Genomic DNA, 24,767 nt, shown 5'->3' with positions numbered 1-24,767 from the left:
GCGCACGAGCATATAGTAGGTGGTTTCATACAGATGCAAGAATTCCAACCGGTCATACTGGGCAGCGACATCAACGCCTACGGCATGGCGCGCGCCTTTCATGAGGCCTATGGACTGGTCTCCACCGCCTTCGCCCACCAGCAGCTCTCCCCCACCAAGTACAGCAGGATCATCGACGTGCACCTGGTGCCGGATTTCACCAATTCCCAGGTCTTTGTGCCGGCTCTGAACGACTGGGCCGATGCCTATCACAGGGACCACCCAGACGTCACCCTGCTCCTGTTGCCCTGCGGGGACACCTATGCCAACCTGTTGGACGAGTTCGGTGATCCCCTGCGCGAGCGGTTTGTCTTCAACGCCATCGATGCCAAGCTCAACCGCGCCCTCTCGCTCAAATCCTCCTTCTATGAGCTCTGCGACCGCTATGACCTGCCCCACCCAAAGACCGTTTCAGTGAATGCCGATGATGTGAAAGCCGGCCGCCACCGGAACCTGCCCTTCGACTACCCGGTGGCCATGAAGCCGGCCGACAGCGACGAATGGCTGGGCATCGACTTCCCTGGCAGGAAGAAGGCCTTCATCTTCAGCAACCCGGAGGAGCTGGACACCATGATCCGCAGGTCCTACCAGGCCGGGTACACCTCGCAGATGGTCATCCAGGACTTCGTGCCTGGGGGCGACGACCACATGCGGGTGCTCAATGCCTATGTGGACCGCCACCACCGGGTGCGCATGATGTTCCTGGGGCACCCACTGCTGGAGGACCCCACCCCCGAGGCCGTGGGCAACTACGCAGCCATTATGCCCGACTACAACCAGGACATCTTCGACCGGATCAAGGCCTTCCTGGAGGACATCAACTACAGCGGAGTGGCCAACTTCGACATGAAGTACGATCCGCGCGACGGCGTCTACAAGCTCTTCGAAATCAATCTGCGCCAGGGCCGCAGCAGCTACGTGGTCACCCTGAACGGCTTCAACCTGGCCCGCTGCTTCGTGGAGGACCTGGTCCTGGACACCCCCTTCAACGGACGCACCGTCTTCGGCCGGGGGCATCGCCTCTGGATGGAGATTCCCAGGGACATCTTCCGCACATACTGCGCCGATTCCGAGGACAAGCGCCAGGCCATGGCCATGATCCGACGCGGGGACTGGGGCACCACTCTGGAGTACAACAAGGACCGCAGCCTGCTGCGCTGGCTGATGATCCGACACATGTTCGCCATCTACCGGCGCCGTTACCGGCGCTACTTCCGCGACAAGGGGGAGCTGGCATGAGGAACTTCTTCGTCGTCCTGGGCGGCATGGGCACCCTGGCCACCGAAAGCTTCGTACGTGTGCTGGACCGGATGACCGGGGCGCACCGGGACCAGGACTTTCTGGACTATGTGGTCTTCAACCACGCCACCGTCCCGGACCGCACCGAGTTCATCCTGGGCCGCAGCAAGGATGATCCCTTCCCCTATCTGGCCGAGGACGTGCGCCAGGCCACAGCCATGGGCGCCTCATTCATGGTCATGGCCTGCAACACCGCCCATCAGATTCTGCCCAGGCTTCAGGCCCTGACACCGGTGCCCATCCTGGACATGCCCCAGGCCACCATCGACTGGGCCGACCGGCACTATCCGGCGAAAACCCATCCTCGCATGGGGTACATGGGCACTGAGGGGTCCCGCCATGCCGCCATCTACCAGGGCCCGGCCGACAGCGCCGGCTACCAGCTGGTGGACCCGGACCAGGCCCTGCAGAACCGGGTCAGCGCGCTGATCTACGACGATGTCAAGGAAGGGCGACTGGACCGGGACCGCTACCTGGGCGTTCTCAACGCCTTCCTGAAGGACTACCACTGCGACTCGGTCCTGCTGGGCTGCACCGAGCTCTCCGTGCTCAACGAGGCCTACCCCATGCCACAGCTGCCCATTGTGGACTCCCAGGCCGTTCTGGCAGAGGTCACCCTTGCTCGGGCTCGCGCTCTTCGCGACCGGAACGATTCGGATCCTTCAGCCGCTGGGAGATGACGGCCGTCACCCCGTCCCCCCGCATGGTGACCCCGTAGAGGGCATCGGCGATGCCCATGGTCCGCTGCTGGTGGGTGATGATGATCAGCTGGGCATGCTCGCGCAATTGCTCAAAGGCCTTGAGCAGCCTGGTCAGGTTCACGTCATCCAGGGCGGCCTCGACCTCGTCCATGACATAGAAGGGACTGGGCCGGGCCGTGAAAATGGCCAAGAGCAGGGCCAGGGCCGTCAGCGACCGCTCCCCGCCCGAGAGCAGGGAGAGCCGGCGGACCTTCTTGCCGGCCGGGCTGGCCTCGACCAGAACGCCGGTGGTCAGCAGATCGTCCGGATCCTCCAGCCGCAGCCGCCCGCGCCCGCCTGGGAAGAGGGTGGCGAAGATGCGTTCGAAGGCCTGGGCAGTGTCGTCGAAGGCCTCCTTGAAGACCGTGACCATGGTCGAATCAAGATCCTTGACCAGGGCCATCAGATCGTCCCGGGACCCGATCACATCCTGACGCTGCTCGTGCAGGTAGCGGTTGCGGGACTCCAGGGCCTCGTATTCCTCGGTGGCCAGTGGGTTGACCTTGCCCAGGGCAGCCAGGTCCCGCTTGGCCTTGGCCAGCCGCTTCTCCTGCTCCCTGCGCTGGTAGGGCACTGTTTTGAAAGCTGATGAATCCCCGTCTTCCTCCGTCGCTTCCTGGTCCAGGGGCACAGGATTGCCCTCGTCATCCAGAACGGGCACCGGACAGTCGGGGCCGTATTCGCGGATCAGCTCCTCAGGCTCCATGCCCAGATCATCCTGGATGCGCTGGCGCAGACGGCCGTCCTCGCCGGCCAGGCGCTCCCGCTCCAGATCCAGACCGTGCTCATCCTGGCGCAGACCGGCCACCTTGGGTTCCAGGGCATCCCTGCTGGCCCGCAGATCGGTCAGCTCCTTGTCGTGGGCCGAGGCCTTGGCCCTGAGCTGATCCCGGCGGCGGGCCGCATGCTCCATCCGTTTCTTGATCAGCTGGGCCAGCAGGTCGGCCCTGAGCGCGATCAGCCCCAGGGAGGCCATGCCAGCCTTGCGGCGACGGTTCTCCTCGCTTATTCGCTGACGACGGCGTTCGGCCTGGTCGGCCTGATCCCGCAGCAAATCGATCTGACGCAGCAGAGAGGCGTGCCGCCGGTCGCTCTCGGTCCAGGTCAGCTTGGCCTCCATCTCGGCGGTGCGGGCCTGGTCCAGGGCTGTCTCCAATTCATGCTGCCGGTCTTCCATGCCCTCCGGGTCATCAGGATCAGTCCCCCCGTCCTCCTGGGCACGGGCCAGGCCGGCTTTCAGGTCTTCCAGTTTGAGTTCGTGGGTCCGCACCTGGTCGCGCACCTGGGCCAGCCGGTCCTCCAGATCCTTGACCCCGGCCTGGGCTCGATCGGATTCCTTGCGGGCTGCTGCCAGCTCCCGGGCAGCCTGCTCGGCCTTGACCCGGGCTTCGGTGCACTGGTTGCGCGCCTCCTGCAGCCGCTGCTCAGCCTGCTCAAGGCTGGCACGGGCCGCATCCATCTGCGGCTGCAAAGTCCGGGACTCCTCCTGGAGGGTCTCCACCTGCGCCAGGGCCTTATCCCTGCGCGCAGTCAGCGCCAGGTCGCTGGTGGCCGGGGCTGATCCGCCCACAGCACCTACCCGGTCGTAGAGGTCGCCCAGGCGGGTCAGCGCCTGCTGCCATCCGTCCTCCAAGGCACGGCGGGCCTGATCGGCGTCATCGACTGCAGCTGTAGAGGCCAGCAGACTGCGGACAGCCGCCAGCACCCCCTGGGCCCGGTCGGAGTCGGAAGGATGCTCGCGCAGGGCCACCAGGTCGGCGGCCGACCGCCAGGGGCCATCACCTGGCTTTACATCGGTGCCCTTGAGTGGGCCTGATGCCGAGATCAGCGCGGCGCGTCCCAGACGGTCTCGGCGGGCCCGCTCCAGGGTCTGGTCAACCGCCTGGCCATCCTTGGCCACCAGGGCCGAGGCATAGTCGTGCAGGGCCTGGGCCAGGGGCTCCTCCCAACCCTCCTCCACTCGGACGAAGTCGGTCAGTACACCCAGCAGGGCCGGATCCCCCGCCTGGGACAAGGCCTCGCCGGCGCCGCGATGGTCCAGCGTGTCCGCCAGGGCATCGACCTTGGCCTGAGCCGATATGGCATCGGACTGGATTCGACGTTCGCGCTCCTGGAGGTCGTTGAGCCTGCTGCGGGCCTGGTCCCTGACCTGACCTGCCTGGTCCAGCGCCAGTCTGCCATCCTGGTCGGGACCTTCCTCCTGGCTGTCCAAGTCCCGCACCCGGCTCCTGGCTCGTTCAAGGCTCTCCTTGACCTGATCCTGCTGACGGGTCAGGTCACGCTCGCGCTGCCTGGAAAGTTCCAGGGCCGAGTCCTCCTTGGCCACCAACTGCGCCAGGTCGCCCAGCCGAGCCTGCCGCTTTCTGGCCGCCTGCCGTAGTTCGGTCATGGTCTGCCGGTGGGCGGCCAGCCGCCGCTCCAGATCCGCACGGGCTTGGACACAGCCATCCAGGGCGATCCGGTCGGCGCCGACCTGGCCCTCCTCCTGGTCAGCCTGGCCCTTGAGTTCCTCGGCTCGCCGCCTGAGCACCGCGGGATCCTGCCCCTGGTCGGCCACCATGCCAGCCTCCAGCGAACGGCCCCGCTCCCTGGCCAAGGATGCCAAGGACCCGGCGCGCTCACCCAGCTTGGTCAGGTCGTTCCACTGCTGGTTGACCGCCTCCAGGGCCGGGCTGGACTGTCGGTCCAACCCCTCCAGCTGTTCGATGCGGAGCTTGACCCTGGTCAGATCCTCCTGCCCGCTGGCCAGTAGCCCCCGGGTCTGGGACATCCGCGAGCGCAGATCCTGCAGCTTCTTCTGCGAGGTCAGGGCGTCGTCGGCATGGATGCGCGCCTGGGCATCCCGCAGGCTGACCTGGATCATGTCGGCCCGGCGGGAGACCTTGGCCTGGCGGCCCAGCGGCCCCAACTGCCGATGAATCTCGCCGATCAGGTCATCCAGGCGGGACAGGTTGGCCTCGGTGTTGGCCAGCTTGTGCAGGGCCCGCTCCTTGCGCTTGCGATGCTTGAGGATGCCGGCCGCCTCCTCGATGAAGGCACGATGGCCGGCCGGATCAGCCCGCAGGATGGCATCCAGCCGTCCCTGGCCGACGATCACGTGCATCTGCTGGCCCAGCCCGGTGTCGCTGAGCAGCTCCTGAATGTCCAGCAGGCGGCAGTCGGACCCGTTGATGGCGTATTCGGACCCCCCGTTGCGGTAGATGGTCCGGCTGATGGTCACCTCGGTGTAGTCGATGTCCAAGGTCCGATCAGTGTTGTCGATGGTCAGGGTGACCTGAGCACGGCCCAGTGGCGGCCTGGAGGAGGTGCCGGCGAAGATCACGTCCTCCATGGATCCGCCGCGCAGGCTCTTGGCTCCCTGCTCGCCCATGACCCAGGCCAGGGCGTCGACGATGTTGGATTTGCCTGATCCGTTGGGGCCCACCACGGCGGTGATGCCCGGCTCGAAGCGCAGGGTGGTGGCCGAGGCGAAGGACTTGAAGCCCTTGAGGGTCAGCTCCTTGAGGTACATCAGGCGCGCTCCGCCTTAGGTTTGGCCAGATCGGGATTGGGACGCTCGGCCAGCAGGGTGCGGGCGTCGCCGGCGGTGACGAAGCTGCCGCAGATCAGCACTCCCCGGCCGTAGCCCACCCCGGTCTGGTCCTCGCTGTCGACCATGTCGACGGCCGTCTGGATAGCATCGGGCATCCGGTCGCGCCTGACCACCCTGTCAGGTCCGAAGACCCGCACCGCAACCCGTTCCAGATCCTCGGCCGGCATGACTCGGCCCTTCCAGGAGTTCTCGGTGACCACGACGCTGTCCAGCACGGGCTCCAGCAGGCCCAGATAATCCTCCACCTGTTTGTCGGCCATCATGGAGATCACGCCCACCAGCTGCTTGAAGTCGTAGTTCTCCTCGATGGCCGCACGCAGGGACTGGGCCGCGTTCAGGTTGTGCCCGCCATCGATGATGATGGTGGGCGAGGTGCGCACCTGCTCGATCCGTCCGGGGATGCGCACCTGGCTCAAGGCCTCGGCCACCAGATCCTGGTCCAGGGCCCCGTTGACGGGGATGACCGTCTCAGCCGCTGCCAGGGCCGCCAGGGCGTTGTGAGCCTGGTGCTCCCCGAACTTATCGATGGGCACATCCTTGTAGAGACCCTGCGGCGTGCGCAGCGTAGCCACCTGGCCGCCCACTGCGGGCATGCGGGAGACCACCTCCAGCTCGTTGCCATCCCTTAAAAGGGTGGGGGCGCCCTGCTGGCGCACGGCCTGCTCGATGATGGGCATGACGGCCTCCTCATGAGGCTGGGCGCCGACGATGACCGTGGACTTGGGCTTGATGATCCCGGCCTTCTCCCCTGCTATCTGCTCGACCGTATCCCCTAGCCACTGCATATGGTCCATGTCCACCGGACCGATGATGGCAGCGTCGCCATCGAGGACGTTGGTGGCATCCCAGCGGCCGCCCATCCCCACCTCGACGATGGCCACGTCCACGGGGGCGTCGGCGAAGGCCCAGACGGCCATGGCGGTCAGGACCTCGAAAAAGCTCATCGGGGCCCTGCCCTGCTGGGCGAAGCGGTCGTCCACCATGGCGATGAAATCCTCGATCTGCTGGTAGAGGTCCACAAAGTCCTCGTCCGAGAGCTCCTGGCCGTCGATGGCGATCCGCTCATTGATCCGCTCCAGGTGGGGCGAGGTGTAGAGCCCAGTGCGCAGACCGTAGGCCCGCACCAGAGCCTCGGCCATCCGCGCAGTGGACCCCTTGCCGTTGGTCCCGGTGACATGGATGACCCGGAAGCTGTGCTCGGGGTGGCCCAGCAGGTCCAGCATCATCCCCATCCTGTCCAGGTCCAGGTTGGGGCTGTCATGCTCGGCGGGACGCGACATGATGGCCCGCTCGACATCGCGAATGTCCTGACCCTTGCTGTTGGGGTGTTCGAATGACATAGTCTGCCTTCGCCTCCTGCTGGCTGTGGATGCTTCCCGCCCATTCTATGCGCGACCGACCCCGATTGAGGGCCGGATCAGCCGACTGTCACATCGGCCGAACGCACTACCATGGAACCAACATAGTCATAACCGGAATTTCAAGGAGGCTGGACGTGACCGCATCCGCACAGGAGCATCTACAAGGAGACACCGATCCCAAGAATGTGGACCTGGATGAGCAGAACATGGAAGACCGGGTGAACAATCGCACCCTGCGTCCCAACTCCCCCGCCTTCCAGAAGTTCATGACCACCGGATGGCAGGCCCAGGAGCCTCAGATCGAGCCGCTGGAGTCCAGCAAATATACTGAGCGCCGCCTGCGTGAACTGGGTCAGCGTTTCCCTGGCGAACGACTGGTCATCCCTGCCGGATCCTACAAGACCCGAAACAATGACAACGACTACGCCTTCCGCCCAGACACCACCTTTGCCTACTACACGGGCCTGGGCGAGGACTACGAACCCGGGGCCATCCTGGTCCTGGACCCGGTGGACCCCGAGAGTCCTGAGGCCGCCAAGGGCCTGACCCATACCCCCGAACTCTTCGTCCATCCCCGGGCCGATCAGTCCACCCGTGACTACTACCGTTCCTCACAGTACGGGGAGTACTGGGTGGGTCCCCGGGCCGGACTGCGGGAACTGGCCATCATGACTGGCATCCCCACCAAGGACATCGCCACCTTCCCCGATGCCATCGCCAAGGATCTGGGACCTGATCAGGGAGCGGTCAAGCTGCGAGTGATCCGCACTGCCGACCAGGAGGTCCTGAACCAGGTGGAAGCCGCCCGCAAGGCCAATGGCATCGGCGGCCCTGACCGTAATGAGGAGGCCGACGACAAGCTCGAGGAGTTCACCTCCGAGGCCCGCATGATCAAGGACGACTACGAGGTCAGCGAGATGCGCAAGGCCATCGCTGCCACCAAGGACGGGTTCGACCGGGTTCTGACCCACCTGCCCCAGGTGGTAGGCAAGCCCCGTTCCGAGCGGATGCTGGAGGGCGTCTTCAACGCCAACGCCCGCGAGAAGGGCAACGACGTGGGCTATGGGTCCATCATCGCTTCGGGCAAGCATGCCCCTATCCTGCACTGGATGCGCAACGACGGGACAGTCCAGAAGGGCGACCTGCTCCTGATTGACGCCGGCGTGGAGGTCAACAGCCTCTACACGGCCGACATCACCCGCACCTTCCCCGTAGGCGGCACCTTCAGCCCCCTGCAGAAGCGGATCTACCAGACCGTGCTCAAGGCCCAGCAGGCCGGCTTCGAAGCGGCCAAGCCCGGAGCCACCTACTCGGACATCCACCATGCCGTCATGCGGGTGCTGGCCGAAACACTGCACGAGTGGGGCATCCTCAAGGTCAGCGTGGAAGAGTCCCTCTCTCCCCAGGGTCAGCAGCATCGCCGCTGGCACGCCTGCGGCTGCGCCCACCATCTGGGTCTGGACGTGCATGACTGTGCGGAGGCCAGGTACGAGTCCTACCAGGGCGCGCCCATCACCCCTGGAATGATCTTCACCATCGAGCCCGGACTCTACTTCAAGGAGAACGACCTGCTGGTGCCTCCGGAGTTCCGCGGCATCGGCGTGCGCGTAGAGGACGACGTGCTCATGACCGAGCATGGACCCCAGTGGCTGTCTGCAGGCATCCCCAAGACGGTGGAAGAGGTGGAGGCCTGGATGGCGCAGCGGGCTGCGCTGGCCGACCCGGACCGGGACTGACTATGCCCACACCTGACTTCGTGCTCAAACTGCGCCGGTCCATAGGCCATGACCTGCTCTGGCTGAACGGCGTAACGGCCTTCGTCACCGACGACCAGGGCCGGGTCCTGCTGGGCCGGCGCTCCGACACTGGCCAGTGGGCCCTGGTCTACGGGATCAACGAACCGGGCGAGGATCCGGCTGACACCGTGGTCCGCGAGGTCAAGGAGGAGACCGGGGTGGATGTGATCGTCACCGACCTGGCGGCAGTCACATCCTCCCAAGAGGTGATCACCTATGCCAACGGGGACCGGACCATGTATATGGATCATCTGTTCATCTGTCGGCCTGACCCCAGCGGCAACACCGACCCCTTTGTGGGTGACGAGGAGAGCCTGTCAGTCGGCTGGTTCGACCCCGATCAACTCCCCTCTCCGCTGGCCCAGACCACTGTGAAACGCATGGCCCGAGCCCGAACCTATCTGGAACGCCTGCATGGCGGAGATGCCCACGCCTTCTTCAAGGTTGGCGGCAGGGAGCTGCCCGCAAATCCCGACTAGTCTCAAATTGACCATTGGGCCCTTGGACGGCTCAGTCTTTAAAGGCTCAGTCCTCGAAGAAATCCAGCGGATCATCGATGAATCGGCGCAGGCCTACCAGGGCCGCCCCCTTGAGGGCCGGATAGTCGGCCTGGGTGGGGATGAGCACGCGAATGTCCACGGCATCCCGGCCCAGGGTCAGCTGATTGAGCCGATCCTGCAGACGCTGGGCCAGGTTCCCCCCGAAGTGCGACCAGAATCCCCCCAGAATGACCGTATCCACGTCGACAATATTGATGGCTGAGGCGATGACCGAGATCATGGCATCGAGCCCGCGGTCGATGGCGTCTACCGCTTTAGCATCGCCCTGCTGCCAGCGCTGGTAGAGCTCCTCCATGGCCTGGGGTGTGACCGCCTCGGCTCCGGTGGCGATGTCAGCCGCCTCAACCAGAGCCCTACGCCCGGCGTAGGTCTCCAGGCACCCACGGCGGCCGCAACGGCAGGTTGGGCCGTTCAGATCCACCGAGGCATGCCCCAATTCACCAGCGAACCCATGGTCTCCGGTCTCGACGGCCCCGCGACGCACCACAGCCCCGCCGATACCGATGTCAGTGGAAATGTAAATAAAGGAGTCGGTGGGCGAAAGTGGCCCCTCATCTCCGCCCGCAGGACGCTGGGCAGCGTAGCCGGGAATCTGTGCAAGGGCTGCCAGACGCGCCTCATTGCCCACTCTGGGAGCTAGTCGACGGACCAGGGGAAATTCCTGCAGATCCAGACGTTCCCATCCCAGGTTGCGGGCCATGAGCAGGGTGGTGTCGCCACCGACCAGGCCGGGCAGGGCCAGGCCCGAACCCACTGTGCGGTAGTGCCGACGGGACAGCTTGCGTTCGATGGGCTTGGCCAGCTTTTCCAGGTTGGCAAAGACCAGATCGGGTTCCGCCTCATGCATATCGTCCTTGATCCAGGCCGAATCGATCAGGGTCCCATCCAGATCCATGGCCAGACACCCGTAGCCATCGGTGTTGATCTGCAGGCCCAGACCGGCCCACCGTCCGTGCGCGATGGACAACGGGGTGCTGGGTCGGCCATGGCTGCTCTGCGAAGTCTCAGGCTCCTCCTCGCGCACCACCCGATTCCGGATCAGAAGCCCTGCCAGGAGCGACATAGTAGCCTTGGTCAGCCCGGTGGCCTTGGCCAGATCCGCTCTGCTCAGCGAGGTAGGCGACCTCAGAATGGTGTCGATGATGACCGAGAGGTTGTGGTTCCTCAGATCATCCTGATTGATAGAGCGCAGGGCAGTCACGGTTCAATAACCTTTCATGAAGGAACACAGGCCCGCAGAATCCTGGGCCTTCTTCAACATCTTACGTTCCAGCCTAACGGCAGGTAAACAAATAAGGGTCACTCAGACCAAGGTCATTTAGTTTATCGATTTAATAATTGAGATACTATTATGGAGTATTCCAATGACCGGAGTGGAGAAAGCAAGGAGGCTGACATGAATGAGATCCTGGTGGCCGGAGTGGACACTTCGACCCAGTCCTGCAAGGTGAGGGTGACCGAAGCCCGGACCGGTCGGCTGGTCCGCTTCGGCAAGGCCCCTCATCCGGCAGGCACCAGCGTCGATCCCATGGCCTGGTGGAAGACATTTCAGGAGGCTTCAGCCCAGGCGGGCGGATTGGACGATGTCTCGGCCCTCAGCGTGGGTGGCCAGCAGCACGGCATGGTATTGCTGGATCGCCAAGGGCGAGTAATCAGGGATGCCTTGCTCTGGAACGATACGCGTTCGGCTCCTGATGCCGACGATCTCATCATCCGGCTCGCCAAGTCCGAAACCGGCGGGCCAAACAAAGACCCGGACCCGGACCTGGCCATGCAGGGCAAGCAAGCTTGGGTACGGGCTGTGGGATCCTCCCCGGTAGCCTCGCTGACCATCACCAAGGTGGCCTGGGTCAGCCGGATGGAGCCGGATCATGCCAAGGCCATCGCGGCCATATGCCTCCCCCATGACTGGCTGAGCTGGGTCATCGCCGGTCATGGGCCCGCAGCCGACCCGGGGACCGAACCCGGGCTGGAGGATCTCTTCACCGATCGCTCTGATGCCTCAGGCACCGGCTACTACGACCCTGCCGCCGACAGCTACCGGCGTGACCTGCTGGCCATGGCCCTGCCCGACGGGATGGCCGAACAGGTCATCCTGCCTAAGGTTCTTGGCCCTCACCAGGTCGGAGCCAAGGCCGACCCCCGCATCGCCGGCAGGGACGTGCCCGGCGGCTGCATCATCGCACCGGGCGGTGGCGACAACGCCATGACGGCCCTGGGCCTGGCCATGCAGGTGGGCGACGTCTCCATCTCCCTGGGAACCTCGGGGGTCGCTGCAGCGGTCAGCCCGGTCCCCGCCTATGACATGAGCGCCTCGGTCACCGGATTCGCCGATGCCACCGGCCACTGGCTCCCTCTGGCCTGCACCATCAACGCATCACGCATCCTGGACGCGGGCCTGGCCGCCCTGGGGACGGATTACGACGGTCTGGCCAATCTGGCAGAGCAGTCCTCACCAGGAGCCGAGGGCATCACCCTGATCCCCTACTTCGACGGCGAGCGCACCCCGAACCGCCCTGACGCCCACGCCAGGCTGGAGGGACTGACCCTGGCCAACACCATGCGCACCAACCTGGCCCGAGCATTCGTGGAGGGCCTGCTCTGCTCCCAGCGTGACTGCCTGGAGCTGCTGAAACGGCTGGGCACCACGGTCTCCAGGATCCTTCTGGTCGGCGGCGGCGCCAAGTCCCCAGCGGTCAGAGCCTACGCACCTGGGATTCTGGGCATGGATGTGCAGCTGCCCCGGCCGGACGAGTATGTGGCCATCGGTGCTGCCCGCCAAGCGGCCTGGACTCTGACTGGGGAAGAGGAGCCCCCCGCCTGGCCGGTGGACATCGAGACCACCCTGACGGGAGCCCCCTGCGAGCAGGTCTACCAGCAGTACCTGCGCTGGCGGGGATGAGGGGCCCCGCCAGCCAGGGTCACTTGGAGCGGACCCGCAGATGCAGTCCGAAGACCAGATCGGTTTCATCCAGGCGGTAGGCGGGATCCAGCTCCGGTCCGCAGCTGTTGGAGCCTATGCCGCTTGTGGCATAGTCCAGACAGAGCACGGTCGATCCGCATTCCTCCAGCTCATGGTCGTGCCCCTTGGCGGCCAGCTCCTCCTGCGTATACGGTGAGCAGTTGAAGCTGATGGGCCCATCCCCCGCCGCCTGCAGCAGGGAGCGGTCATCCTCCACCAGGACGTAGTCGCAGCCATAATGGGAGCCGTTCTCCTGGGGCCGCAGGTAGTGCTCGACCATGCCTGATGCGGTGTCATGGAAAACGCCATAGTGGCTGGCGCGGTGCATGTCCCGGTAGCTCTCGTAGGGCCCATAGCCGCAGTAGGTGACCCGCTGCAGGCTCTTGGGCAGGAAGAGCCGTAGACCGAACCTGGGCAGATAGGGGAACTCGGGATCCCGATGCAGCTCCATCTTCAGGTCCAGTCCACCCTGGTCGCTCAGGGTCCAGGTGGCGTTGATGCTGCCCATGGGCTGAATGAAGGGGGCCACCAGGGACAGTTCGGTCTTGATTGTGGTCAACCCCCGTTCCTGATCGGTCTGCAGCTGGCAGGAGAGGGCCCTGGTGCCAGCCCGGTCGTATTCGGCCTTGCGCCATTCCTCCTTGATGGTGGCATCGTTGTCAGTGGGCGCCCGCCAGAGGTTGACCTCCACAGGGGCGGTCAGCAGGGCACGGTTGTCGACGCTCATGGATTCCACCATGCCGGTACGGCGGTTGAAGACGTAGCGCCAGTCGGCCCCCTCCACGTCGAAGCGGGCATCAGTCCGCCTGACCACCGGCCGGTGGGCGCCCCGTGCTCCGCTGCCGGGATCGGCACGGATGACCCTGGCCACGCCATTAGGACGTTCAGGCATTCCCATGTCCGCGGCTTCCAGCTGATCGAAGCCCAGCGGATGCCCTTGGGGAAGCGCCGGATCGGCCTTGGCCAAGACGTACTCCACCAGCAGGGTCAGACGGCCATGCTCGGGTGGATCCATGGGCGGCAGACCCACGGTGCCTTCAGCATGAGGGGCGATATGCAGGCCGGTCCCCCGGTCGAGCTCCGGCGTCCCGGAAGCCACAGGCTCCCCATCACATAGAAGGGTCCACTTCAGGCTGAGATGTTCGTCCAGGAAGGTGAAGTCCAAATAGTTATGCAAGGTGAGCAGCCGGGTCTGGGGATCGTAGCTGACCAGGCGGGCCGGACGGAAGACGTTCTTGAACTCCCTGAGTCCAGTGTGGGGCCGCCGGTCGGGATAGACCAGGCCATCCATGCAGAAGTTGGCATCATGGGGGTACTCGCCATAGTCTCCCCCATAGGCATAGATCCGACGGCCCTTGCGATCCCTGCCCTGGTCGATGGCATGGTCGGCCCACTCCCAGATGCAGCCGCCCAGGAGCCCCGGATGAGCCTGAATGACCCGAAAGTAGTCCTCCAGATCCCCTGGGCCCAGCCCCATGGCATGGCAGTATTCGCAAAGGAAGTAAGGCTTCCGGCCCCCGTCTCCGTCATCCCCGTGGCTGCTGATGCCGTGAGGGCCCTCCGGCCTGAAGTAATCCTCGATTTGCTTGATGGAGGGATACATCCGCGAAGTGATGTCCAGATTGCTATAGTCCAGATCCTTACGGGGCGAGCCGTGGATGGCCGACTCGTAGTGGGTCAGACGGGAGGGGTCCCGGGACTTGGTCCAGGCCAGAGCCGCCTCGATGCCGCAGCCGTAGCCGCTTTCGTTGCCCATGGACCAGATCAGGATGGAGGGGTGGTTCTTGTCCCGCTCCAGACTGCGCTGGACCCGGTCGACAATGGCCTTGGTAAAGAGCGGCTCGTCGGCAATGCGGCCGTTCCAGTAATCGGGCTCCTTCCAGTCCGGACCATGGTAGAGGGCCTCGATGCCATGGGCCTCCAGGTCGGCCTCGGCGATCAGGTAGAAGCCCAGCTGGTCGTAGAGAGCGTAATACTGGGGGCTGTTGGGGTAATGGGAGGTGCGGATGGCGTTGACGTTGTGCTCCTTCATCAGGGTCAGGTCGCGCATGATCTGCTTCTGGTCGATGGCGAAGCCGGTGCGCGGATCCCCGTCATGGCGGTTGACCCCGTGGATCTTGATGGGGCTGCCGTTGACCTTGACCACCTGGCCGTCCACGCTGATGGTGCGCAGGCCGATGTACTCGGTGACGACCTCATCCGAGTCGCCGGAGCCGGTTGAGCTGGCCCTGGTCGACAAGGTCAGCCGGTAGAGTTGGGGATCTTCGGCATTCCAGAGGCGAGGATGGCCAACCTCCATGACAAACTGCGCGGGCTCCTTGCAACCCGTCAGCTCGGCCCGGGCCACTTCCACACCATCGGGGTCGGTCAGCAGAGCCTGGATGTCCAGAGCGGCATCGTCCTGGCCCGATACGCCAGTCGGATCCAGATCCAGGGTCACACTGGCATGGCTCATGTCCTCATCGAGGTTGGTGTGGACGAACCAGTCGCGCAGACGGGCCTTGGGGCGACGCAGGATGTAGACATCGCGAAAGATGCCGCTCATGCGGAACTTGTCCTGATCCTCCAGATAGCTGCCATCGCACCACTTGAGCACCAGGACGGCCAGCTGGTTGCGGCCTCGCTGCAGGTGGTCGGTCACGTCGAATTCGCTGGTGGCATGAGAGACCTGGCTGTAGCCGATCAGATCCCCATTGACCCAGAGATAGAAGCAGGAATCCACCCCCTCGAAATTGAGCAGGGCCCGGGGCGCTGAGGGTTCGGGCTCGTAGTCGAAGGCGCGCAGATAGATGCCGCATGGATTGTCGGCAGGCACCCTGGGCGGATCGAAGGGGAAGGGGTAGCGCACGTTGGTGTATTGGGGGCTGTCATAGCCCTGGGTCTGCCAGACTCCTGGTACATGGATGGGCTGGTACGCCCCTCGGCCCGCATCCCTGGAAGGGCTGTAGTCGGCTTCGAAGAAAACCGGATCCTCGGCCTCGACGGCGGACTGGACCTCGGCATCCAGCTGGTCGATGCTGGCGTAATAGCGAAAATCCCAGTCCCCATCCAGATCCAGGTACCGGTCGGAGCGCCTGCGCAGATCGCCACGCGTGTCCATGGGGGCGCCGGCTGGCACGCAGTAGGCACGGTTGGGCTCGGTCCCCACATGCAGCGTGGCTGGATCCTCGTAATAACGTGGTATGAACATGACTATTCCATCCTCCTCGGTGGCCATGGCAGCAGACGTTTCACAGGCGTGACTGTTTACGCTCACATGCGTCCATGATACCGGGGCCATAGCACAGAATTCCCGCCGGTTGTCACAGGCGTCAACGCACCGGACGCGCCGTGCTCTCACGGATGACCAGCTTGGGGGTCAGGATGCGGCGGTTGCCCCCCACATGCTCCCCCCGGAAGATCTTCAGAAGCAGGTTGGCCACCTTGGTGCCGTAGAGCCCGGCATCACGATGAACCGACGTGATGGAGGGATAGGTGCTCTGGCAGATGAAGCTGTCCTCGAAGCTGACCATGGCTGGCAGGCCCCTGCAGGCCAATGCAGGAGCAGCGGTCTTCTCATCAGACCCTTGCACTGCCATGGATGCCGTCCTGCTTTCCAGCATCGCTCGCAGACTTGCTGCAGCCATGATCTCGTTCTCGTAGATAAAAGCCGTATACGGGTTCTTCCCCGATGACAGACGAAGGGTGAAGGCGGCGGCCTTGTCCGGCGTGAAGTCCGTGAACTCCACTTTCGGCTCCCCCAGGTTCTTACGACTGACGAACTCCTTGAAGGAAGAGACACGGGCGCGGCTGTAGTCAAGGTTCTTATCCCCCGACAAGTAGGCGATCCGGGCATGCCCGCGCGAACTCAGATGGTCCATGATCGTCGTCATGGTTCGGGAATCGTCGATGGACAACGAAGGCAGGTAGTTATCCGAGTCAGGTCCTCCGGCCAGGACTGCGGGCAGACCCAGATTGTGCAGGAGCCGAGGCCTGGGATCATCGGAGAGAAGATCCACCAGCACCACCCCATCGACCCGCTTGCGCCGGGCCCAGTCCCGATAGGTGTCCAGCTCCTCATCCAGAGTGGCGCATGGGCGGAAGAGCAGGCCATAGCCCGACCGGCTCAAGGAGGCGTGGATGCCGGCCATGAAATGCAGCATGAATCCCTCGGTCTGGAAGGCATCCATGGACCTGGCCGGGGCGAAACCCACTGTCATAGTCTTGGAACTGCCCAGTGCCTGGGCGGCATATGCAGGTTTCCAACCCATTCTTGCCGCCGCTTCACGAACCCTGCGCTTGGTCTGGATGGAGACTCCGGGCTTGTCATTGATGGCGAAGGAGACTGCGGTCTGGGATATCCCCAGTTCGTTGGCTATGTCCTTGAGGTTGACCCTGGCATCGTCCATCTCCTTATGAACAGACGAGTCCGTTCTGGCTTCTGTTTCTCCGCCAGTGGACTCGCCGCCCATACGCCACCTCATATCAACCATCCTCGTCGACGCCCATGATCCGGCTCGGCCTGCTCGTCAAACAAGACTGCCTGCCACACGCTTTAGGCATATAAGAATATCGACCTTTAACCCTAACTTAGACCCTCATCCACACAAACCGTGGTCGACAACACATACGGCTGCCGTCAACCGGGTTTGAAGTCAAAGACCTTGTTATCGCTCACGCTCTAGCCCCTGATGGGAGCTAAAGCCTAATATGGCGGCTAGTTATGCCGCAGTCAGGCCTTTTTTCGCAGGAGGGAGGGGTCGGATACGGCGTTATAGGAGCTTCCGCCAACAGGTTTGACGGCGATGCACTCGCTGATGCCCCTGTCCTGCAACCAGCCGCTATCCGCCGCGTGCAGGGATGTGACTAAGGCTGGCCTTGCACCTTGACGACTGAGTTCCATCCACTTGTTGAAGATAGACCCGCCGGGCGCGCAGGCAGATCTGAGCAAGGGATCATCGTGCTGGTCCACATCCACGACAAGAGCCGTGGACCTGGGCCGAGAATCCTCCTTGCCGGAGCAATCCTTCACCGCCTGGGCGAAGGCCTTGCCTATGGGCTTGAGGTGCTTCTCTTGGTCAAACAGACCCAACTGATGCTCAAAGGGAGGAAAATCGCCGAATTGCTGGTCGACATCATGTGAACACCACCAGGTGATGCCGAACATGTCGCTGCAATCGAGAGCATGTTCCACTGAAGATCTGCAAAAGTCGGCAGCCTGCCCTGCGCCCATTACATTGAGCGGGGCACCGATCTCCTGCAGCCAGACCTGCCGATGAGGCTGACTGGCGAAGGCCTTCGACAGCTCCACCAGGTATTCGGCATGCCGCGTGCTCTCCTCGCCCAAGGGGCCGCGCTCCTGAGCGGCGCCGTTGAAAACCCAGGAATGAATGCAGGTCATGTCGCCGATGTTGGACGCATACCGGGGAAGAAAAGCGTGGCCGTCTTGATACCAAGCCGCATCGTTTTCGGAATGCAGGAGCACGCGGCCTTCCTGGGCCGCCCTCTCCCTCAAAGGGGTCAGCAGCTGCAGCAGCCAGTCTTCTGCCTGCTTGGAGGTAGAGGGCATTCGACGCGGATGGACACGGTCGGTGAACTGGTTGCATTCGTTCCCTATGGTCAGACCGCGGAAATGCGGCAGGTCCGCCAAGGCTTCATAAACCGAAGCGACCAGACGGGCCTGCGCCTGAATTGCGTCCGGATCCGTGAACATATTGGTTTCATGCCACGAGACCAGCCAGGACGGCACGAAATCAAAACTGGACATGTGTCCTTGAATCACATCCGAATAGACATCCAACCCTCGCTCATCCGCCAGGGCGGCCATATGCCTCAGGTCGTCCAGGGCGGCGCCGTTGATCCATGTTCTGTTGGGCTGGAGCAGCGTCCACAGCGGGAAGATGCGGATATGATCCAGCCCAATGGAAGCAATGTCGTCAAGATCTTTGGCGACAGCATCCCAATCCGGATGCAGCCAGAAATAGAACCAGTTGTGAGAGGGGGTGTAATTAACTCCAAATTTCATGATGTTGCTATTCCTTGATGCCACCCTGTTCCAGACCACGGAAGAAGTAGCGTTGGAAGCAGGCGAAGAAGACCAGGATCGGTATCAGGGAAACCAGGGCCCCCGCTGCTATCAATCTGGGATCCGAAATGAACATGCCCTTGAGTCGGTTCATGCCCAGTGTGAGCGTGTAGTTTGACTCGTCGGAGATGACGATCAGGGGCCAGAGGAAATCATTCCAGGCGCCCACAAAGGCGAAGATGCCAACGACGGTCATGGTGCCTTTGACCTGGGGCACGCAGATCCGGTAGAACCGCTGCCAAAGATTGGCGCCGTCCACCTCGGCAGCCTCTTCAAGCTCGTCTGGGATGCCCTTGAAGGCATTGGTCATGAGCAGAATGTTGACGGCACCCACCATGCCTGGCAGGGCGACAGCCAAAAGGGTGTTCTGCAGGCCGACACTTCTGACGATCAGGAACTGGGAGATGACCACACCCTCGACGGGGATGACCATGGTACCCATGAAAATCGTGAAGAGCAGGTTGCGCCCGCGCCACTTGAGCCGGCCCAGCGCATATCCGGCCATGGTCGAGAAGATGACGTTGCCGCCTATGGAAAGGATAGCGACAATCACCGTGTTCAGCATGTACCGGAAGACCGGAACCTGTCTGAAGACGGATAGGTAATTATCCCAGGTGGGCGTCTTCGGAATGATATAGGGCGGAACCGCATAGACGTTGTCACCCTTGCCCTTGAAGGACAGCGACAGCTCCCAGACGAAGGGCCCCACCAGCAGGATAAAGACCAGTATGAGCACAAGGTACTGGACGACCTTGCCGACAGTGACCTTGGAGTGACTATTTTTCATGAGTCCTCCCCCCGCTTCTGGATGATCTGCTGCAGAATCAGCATGGCTCCGACCACAATCAGGACAATCAGCGACAGAGCACTGGCGTAGCCGGTCCTGGCCTGGATACCCGTGCCCTCCTTCTGGATGAGCATGGACATGGTGATGTCTTCGCCGCCGGGGCCAGCCGTGCCGTTGGTGAGCACGTAGATCTCGTTGAACACGCGGAAGGCTGCGATGGTGGATAGCATCATGATCAGCACGATGGTGGATCTCACGCCGGGAATGGTGACATACAGGAATTGCCTTACCGGGCCTGCCCCATCCAGTGAGGCGGCCTCGTACAGGGAGGCGTCAATGTTGGCCAGGGCGGTCAGATAGATGACCATGTAGTATCCCAAGCCCAGCCAGATGGTGACGAACATGGATGTGAACAGTATCAGCCAGCGATCACTGAGGAATGGGATCGGGCTGTGGATGATGTGCAGGGACTCCAGGACCGAGTTGACCAGTCCCTTAGGATCCAGCAGGTTGGTCCAGATCATTCCCACTACCACGGCCGACATGACCACGGGAGTGTAGAAGGAGGTTCTGAAGAACCCCATGATCCTGGAGTTCCCCTTGACCAGGTTGGCCAAGATCAGAGGAAGAATCACCATAAAGGGGACCACGCAGACCACGTACAAGGTGGAATTAAGCAGCGCGGTCCAGAAATAGTCGTCATGCACGATCGCTACGAAGTTCTGGATGCCGATGAACTTGCCCGGTCGCAGCAACGTGGAATCGGTAAAGGCCAGCCGACAGGTATTCAGCGCCGCGACGATGACGAAGATGAAGACAATGGCAAAGGCCGGGAAGACGAACAAGTAGGGGGCCAGGGTCGTGGTCCAATGGGTTTGAGGCCCGCCGTGCCGGCCGAGGGCGGAAGCCTTCGGCCGGATGGCGGAAGAGTCAACGCGGCTCATAGTTACTGCAGCTTCTCGTTGGCGTACTTGACGGCCTTGTCCAAGGACTCCTTAGCAGTCTGCTTGCCTTGCAGGGCCAGAGCGGCCTGCTGTTGCAGGTAGTCCTTGCCATTGGCATCGGTGAACTCAGCAGGACGGCTTGAGTACCCGGTCTTTACGGAGTTCAGCGTGACCTTCAGCGCCTTGCCTTGAACATCACTGGTGTCGATGTTGGCGTAGTAGGGATCATCAAGACCACCCTTGCTGGAGGGGAAGGTGTTGGACTTCTTGGCGAATGCCAGCTGGTTCTTGGCATTGGTCACATATTGGACGAAGTCCAGGGCGAGCGTCTTGTTCTTGGTCTGCGCGTTGACGGCCAGCATCTCATAGGCCAGGCTGGCGGACTTGCCTTGATCGCTGATCTTGGTGCCCACAGCCAGATGCTTGTAGAGGTCAGGAGAGTTCTGCTTGAAGTCCGCCGCCGAGTAGGCGCTGCCGCCCATGGCCACGATGGAGCCCTTCTGGAAGAACTCGCCCTGCTGAGACCACTGCGCGCTCAGGGCCTCCGGCGGGATTCCCTTCTTGTTGAACAGGTCGACGAAGCGCTGCAGGTGCTTGACAGCCTTGGGTGAATTGAAGATGTACTTGGTGTGATCCTTGTTCATGATGGGAATGCCGGCCGATGCATAGTCATCGACGGCACCGCCCAGCATGGTGGACATGTAGGCCCCGCAGCCGCTCTTGACCATGGTGTCCGCCTGGGAGAAGTAGTCATCCCAGGTCACAGGCAGCTTATTTGGATCCAGCCCGCACTTCTGCATGAGCTCGGTGTTGTAATAGGTCGGTCCATCGTTGACGTACCAGGGGAAGCCGTAGGCACCCTCCTCGATGTCCTTGCCCTTGAAAGTCACCGCATCCCAGGCATTCTTGTAATAGTTGTTTTGGGCCTTGGGAGCCTCCTTGCTGATGTTCATCAGGGCCCCGGCCTTGGCCAGGCCGTACATCAGTGAGGGGCCGGCATCGATGATGTCAGGTAAGGAGTTGGCTGCTGCGTCGGCGGACAGCTTCTGTTCATAGTTGTCCGAGGGCTGATCGATCCACTTGATGGTGGTGCCGGGATGTGACTTCTCGTAGGCCGAAATCAGGTTTTTGAAGTACGGCGTGTACTTGTCGTTTTTCAGATTCCAGGTCTGGAAGGAGATCTCGCCTGACGGCTTACCGTCCTTCGACCCGCCTGAACTGCTGTTGCTTCCACCGCATGCCGCCAAGGAACCCGCCATGGCCGTGGCGCAGATCAGTACTGCTACCTTCTTCAGTGCTCTCATCGGAGCTTCCTTTCTTTTTTACTACTCACTTCTTTGTGGAGCTTCCGGCCGATCCAAATAGCCGAACGAACCGGCCGGACAGACACCCATGGTCAGGCGATTCAGCGCCTGGAGAGTCTCAAGGTGGTGAATTGGAAGGGAACCAGATCCAACAGGGCCCCGTCGGCTTGCGCCCCCTGCTCGGAGCACAGGCCTGGCCGCACACCCTCGGGCACAGGACCGTCCTCCAGGGAGTTGGTCTCTTTCACAGTCGCCCCCTGAAGGACGGACCCTGTGTGCAGCCTGGCCTTGGAAGGCGAAGAATCCGGATTGTAGACCCTGACAATCACATCGCCGCTGTCGTCATCAGCCGTCTTGATCCAGTCGATGACGGTGGTGCCCTGAATATCCTCGACACCAGCCAAGGGCTCAACGGCAGGCAGTCCATGATGGAAGACCGGCGCGTTGAGGGCATAGGCTGCTTGCAGAATGTCAGCCTGGGTGTCCCCAGGGACGATGGACCAGGCAAAGCTGTGCTTGCCCCTGTCGGTATGCGGATCGGGAAAGACCGGAGCGGAAAGGAGGGTCAGCCTGACCAAGGTGCCTGCCTCTTTGCCAGCCTTCTCGTCGTAGTGGATCGGTGTGGTGTCGCCGCCGTATGTCGAAGCGTTGACCACGCCAACAGCAAGGTCGTCGTCGCTGATCCTGACGAATCGGTGCGTGCAGCTCTCGAACTGAGCCTCTTCAGCGGCGTTGTTCTTCTGAATGGGCCTATCGATAAAGCCGTATTGGCACTCGAATTGCGCGTACCTGGCCTGAACGGCGACGGGTATGTCCACCTTGAGCAGCTGCTCATCCTGGTGCCAATCCACGTCAGCAGTGAAGTCCAACTGCCTGCCGCCGGGAGTCAGCCCAACCGTGGTGACGATTGTGGTCTCACCATGCCGACGCGATACCCGAACACCGGAATCCAAGGCCTCCATGGTGACTGGGTCATCGACCGGAGCAGCGGTCAGCAGGGCATCACGCTCCAGATCCCAGGCATCCCACATGTAGGGTTCGTCCTTGAAGAGCTCGTATCCGCCCACCGAGGAGCCTTGCGGGACCAGATCCCTGCCAGAAGTCCTGTCAAGAATGGAATGAACCTCGCCATCCGAAGCGACGACGGCACGGATAAGTCCGTTGTCCACGACGAATCCGCCGCCTTCTTGACTGACTTGAACGGGCCGGATGCGCTCGGGGCCTTCCTGGGCCTGAACTGGCCCGACAGCCTCCCAAGCCGTCTGGCCCCTGCCGTCCATGGGTACCAGCCGAGCATCGGATACCATGGGAGCCTGCCGCTGGGCGGAAGCTATGACGCGGGCAGCCTTATCGCCGATCTGCTCAAGACGGGCGATGTCCCTGCGGTAGTCCTCCCTGGCCAGTCTGTGTACCCAGGAGATGGCGGACCCTGGAAGAATGTCATGGAACTGGTTGAGCAGCAGCGTGCGCCAGATTTGGTCCAGCTCCTGACGCGGGTAGGCGTATGAGTCATCAAGCAAGCCGGCGTAGGCGCACAGGTATTCGACCGTGCGCAGCATGGCCTCCTCTTGACGGCAGCCTCGCTTCATATCCTGCTGGGAGGTCAGGGTCTTACGGTGCAGTTCCAGATAGAGTTCACCCTTCCAGACGGGCATTTCGGAACCGGCCTCCGCGCGGATCTCTTCCTCGGACTGGCGGAAGAAGTCTGCAGGAGCCTGATACCGAACCTTGGCCGATCCCTCCACGTCGTGCAGGCGCTCATAGCGTCCCAGCATTTCCCTGGTGGTGCCGCCGCCACCATCGCCATAGCCGAACAGCACCAAGGCCCTGGTCGAGATGTCCTTGTCTTGGTAGTTTTCTTGGGAGTGGTTGAGCTCGCGGGCCGTCATGCTGGAGGCATAGGTATCCATGGGAGGGAAATGCGTGAAGATGGCCGTTCCGTCAATGCCCTGCCAATCAAAGGTATGATGCGGGAATTTGGTTGTATCATTCCAGGAGATCTTCTGCGAAAGGAAGGAAGTCATGCCTGCACGGCGGGCAATCTGCGGGAACTGGCCCGTATAGCCGAAGCTGTCCGGCTCCCAGACCACGGTCGTATCCACCCCCAGATGCTCCCGATAGTACCGCTTGCCATAGGTGAACTGACGGGTCAGCGACTCCCCTGAGGGCAGCATGCCGTCAGACTCCACCCACATCCCTCCGACGGGGATGAACCTGCCTTCTTGGATGCGTTGCTTGACGCGGGAGAAGAGATCGGGATGATCCTCCTCCAGCCATGCATACTGCTGGGGCGAACTCATGGCATAGATGAATTGAGGATCGCGCTCCATCAGCGCGAGCATGTTCGAAACAGTCCGCGCCACCTTGCGTCTGGTCTCCCGCTTGGGCCAGAGCCAGGCGGAGTCAATATGGGAATGACCCACTGCCGCATGGTCCAAGGCACTGGGGGTCGCCGGCACTGCCAGCACACCTGCCAAGGCCTGTCGAGCCGGCCCCAGTGTGGCCAGGTCACGCTCATCATAAATATTCAGCGAACGCTGCAGGGCTTTGCCCAAACGCCAGTACCGCGGCTGGCTCTGGTCGCACTCGCGGATCAGCTGGGCAGTGACCTCAAGATCCATGTAGTAGTTCCATGCCTCATGGTCAAAATGGCAGACATCCATCTGCTTGAGGACATTGGGCTCATCGGCACGACCGGTCGTTCCCTCCCCCAGCTGCGTCTCCACGAATGCGGGGGTGCCGAGCAGGAGCGGATTACAGGCCGCCTCCAGATAGATGGTAAAGGTTCCGTCAGGGTTGATGACCGAAGCCTCGTCACGGGTCGGATTCCCGTCCAGGTCGGTGCCGTCGAGCGGAATCCAACGGTTGCGGGGATTGACCGCCTTGATGATCGATCCATCACTCCTGTAGGCCTGGGCTTCAAAATGACCGCCGGGCGCATCGGGATGCCAGCCCAAGTCGACCACCAGCTCGATCGGGGCCCTGGTCGCCCAGTCGGCATCAACGCGGCCGGTCACCTCCATCCAGGTGGTCCCCCAGGTTGTGCCCCAAGTATCCCCTAGGGAGAGAGGCTGGAAATCCACGTTCTTGCTCTGTACTTTCCCGAAGAACTCCGATGATGGCATCGGTTCTCCAGAAATGACGAAAGAGCGGACTTGGACCTGGCCCATAGGCCGCTCAATCTTCGGTAGCACGCGTTGACGCATGACACGGTCGCACTTGTCAAGCACGCGTTCTATCTTCAGCTGCATCCTCACAACCTCCTCGTAGGCCCGCTTCGCAACTCTACTAAAGCGGTTTAGTTTGATTATACTCCCCT

General features: G+C 62.5%; 15 protein-coding genes. 5 read left to right on the top strand and 10 right to left on the bottom strand.

Features of this window, described 5'->3' with window-relative positions; genetic code table 11:
- The first annotated feature begins 33 nt into the window (after positions 1 to 33).
- Together FPK30_RS04795 and FPK30_RS04790 are read left to right on the top strand one after the other, a co-directional pair.
- Positions 34 to 1,278, top strand: coding sequence for a carboxylate--amine ligase (locus FPK30_RS04795; RefSeq protein ID WP_144085513.1), 1,245 nt, complete (start codon positions 34 to 36; stop codon positions 1,276 to 1,278).
- The gene (locus FPK30_RS04790; RefSeq protein WP_144085512.1) at positions 1,275 to 2,018 is read left to right on the top strand and encodes an aspartate/glutamate racemase family protein; all 744 of its coding nucleotides are present in this window, start codon (positions 1,275 to 1,277) and stop codon (positions 2,016 to 2,018) included. Before FPK30_RS04795 ends, FPK30_RS04790 begins: the two co-directional genes overlap by 4 nt.
- Here the strand turns inward: FPK30_RS04790 and smc are convergent.
- Both smc and FPK30_RS04780 read right to left on the bottom strand, forming a co-directional pair.
- Complete coding sequence (gene smc / locus FPK30_RS04785; RefSeq protein WP_144085511.1) at positions 1,951 to 5,589, bottom strand: chromosome segregation protein SMC; 3,639 nt, start codon at positions 5,587 to 5,589, stop codon at positions 1,951 to 1,953. The two genes, FPK30_RS04790 and smc, sit on opposite strands and share 68 nt — an antisense overlap.
- The gene (locus FPK30_RS04780) at positions 5,589 to 7,010 is read right to left on the bottom strand and encodes a bifunctional folylpolyglutamate synthase/dihydrofolate synthase (RefSeq protein WP_144085510.1); all 1,422 of its coding nucleotides are present in this window, start codon (positions 7,008 to 7,010) and stop codon (positions 5,589 to 5,591) included. Before FPK30_RS04780 ends, smc begins: the two co-directional genes overlap by 1 nt.
- Before the next feature lie 206 nt (positions 7,011 to 7,216).
- Between FPK30_RS04780 and FPK30_RS04775 the strand changes: the two genes are divergently transcribed.
- Both FPK30_RS04775 and FPK30_RS04770 read left to right on the top strand, forming a co-directional pair.
- Complete coding sequence (locus FPK30_RS04775; RefSeq protein ID WP_260804448.1) at positions 7,217 to 8,767, top strand: aminopeptidase P family protein; 1,551 nt, start codon at positions 7,217 to 7,219, stop codon at positions 8,765 to 8,767.
- A 2-nt stretch (positions 8,768 to 8,769) separates the two neighbouring features.
- Positions 8,770 to 9,306, top strand: a complete 537-nt coding sequence (locus FPK30_RS04770) for an NUDIX hydrolase (RefSeq protein WP_144085508.1) — start codon at positions 8,770 to 8,772, stop codon at positions 9,304 to 9,306.
- A 46-nt stretch (positions 9,307 to 9,352) separates the two neighbouring features.
- Here FPK30_RS04770 and FPK30_RS04765 read toward each other — a convergent pair whose 3' ends face one another.
- Positions 9,353 to 10,588: an ROK family protein gene (locus FPK30_RS04765; protein ID WP_144085507.1), complete on the bottom strand. Its 1,236-nt coding sequence runs from the start codon at positions 10,586 to 10,588 to the stop codon at positions 9,353 to 9,355.
- 195 nt (positions 10,589 to 10,783) lie between these two features.
- Between FPK30_RS04765 and FPK30_RS04760 the strand changes: the two genes are divergently transcribed.
- Positions 10,784 to 12,289, top strand: coding sequence for a xylulokinase (locus FPK30_RS04760; RefSeq protein WP_144085506.1), 1,506 nt, complete (start codon positions 10,784 to 10,786; stop codon positions 12,287 to 12,289).
- A 19-nt stretch (positions 12,290 to 12,308) separates the two neighbouring features.
- Here FPK30_RS04760 and FPK30_RS04755 read toward each other — a convergent pair whose 3' ends face one another.
- The 7 genes from FPK30_RS04755 to FPK30_RS04725 all read right to left on the bottom strand — a co-directional run bounded on the left by FPK30_RS04755 (position 12,309) and on the right by FPK30_RS04725 (position 24,699).
- Complete coding sequence (locus tag FPK30_RS04755) at positions 12,309 to 15,605, bottom strand: glycoside hydrolase family 2 TIM barrel-domain containing protein (protein WP_420809428.1); 3,297 nt, start codon at positions 15,603 to 15,605, stop codon at positions 12,309 to 12,311.
- A gap of 55 nt (positions 15,606 to 15,660) precedes the next feature.
- A complete protein-coding gene (locus FPK30_RS04750; protein ID WP_144085572.1) occupies positions 15,661 to 16,737 on the bottom strand; it encodes a LacI family DNA-binding transcriptional regulator in 1,077 nt (358 codons plus the stop codon).
- Between the two features lie 323 nt (positions 16,738 to 17,060).
- A complete protein-coding gene (locus FPK30_RS04745) occupies positions 17,061 to 18,353 on the bottom strand; it encodes a glycoside hydrolase 5 family protein (RefSeq protein ID WP_144085505.1) in 1,293 nt (430 codons plus the stop codon).
- A 7-nt stretch (positions 18,354 to 18,360) separates the two neighbouring features.
- The gene (locus tag FPK30_RS04740) at positions 18,361 to 19,200 is read right to left on the bottom strand and encodes a carbohydrate ABC transporter permease (RefSeq protein ID WP_101432146.1); all 840 of its coding nucleotides are present in this window, start codon (positions 19,198 to 19,200) and stop codon (positions 18,361 to 18,363) included.
- On the bottom strand, positions 19,197 to 20,144 hold the full coding sequence (locus FPK30_RS04735; protein ID WP_144085504.1) for a carbohydrate ABC transporter permease: 948 nt from the start codon (positions 20,142 to 20,144) through the stop codon (positions 19,197 to 19,199). Before FPK30_RS04735 ends, FPK30_RS04740 begins: the two co-directional genes overlap by 4 nt.
- A 2-nt stretch (positions 20,145 to 20,146) precedes the next feature.
- Positions 20,147 to 21,448: an ABC transporter substrate-binding protein gene (locus FPK30_RS04730; RefSeq protein ID WP_101432144.1), complete on the bottom strand. Its 1,302-nt coding sequence runs from the start codon at positions 21,446 to 21,448 to the stop codon at positions 20,147 to 20,149.
- A gap of 101 nt (positions 21,449 to 21,549) precedes the next feature.
- Positions 21,550 to 24,699 (bottom strand): alpha-mannosidase, encoded by a 3,150-nt coding sequence (locus tag FPK30_RS04725; RefSeq protein ID WP_144085503.1) that lies wholly within the window; start codon positions 24,697 to 24,699, stop codon positions 21,550 to 21,552.
- Between the last annotated feature and the right edge of the window lie 68 nt (positions 24,700 to 24,767).

The sequence above is a fragment of the Bifidobacterium apousia genome, from assembly GCF_007559275.1.
Taxonomy (GTDB): domain Bacteria; phylum Actinomycetota; class Actinomycetes; order Actinomycetales; family Bifidobacteriaceae; genus Bombiscardovia; species Bombiscardovia apousia.
Note: the sequence above shows the minus strand (reverse complement) of the source record. Positions and strands in the feature narration are given on the sequence as shown.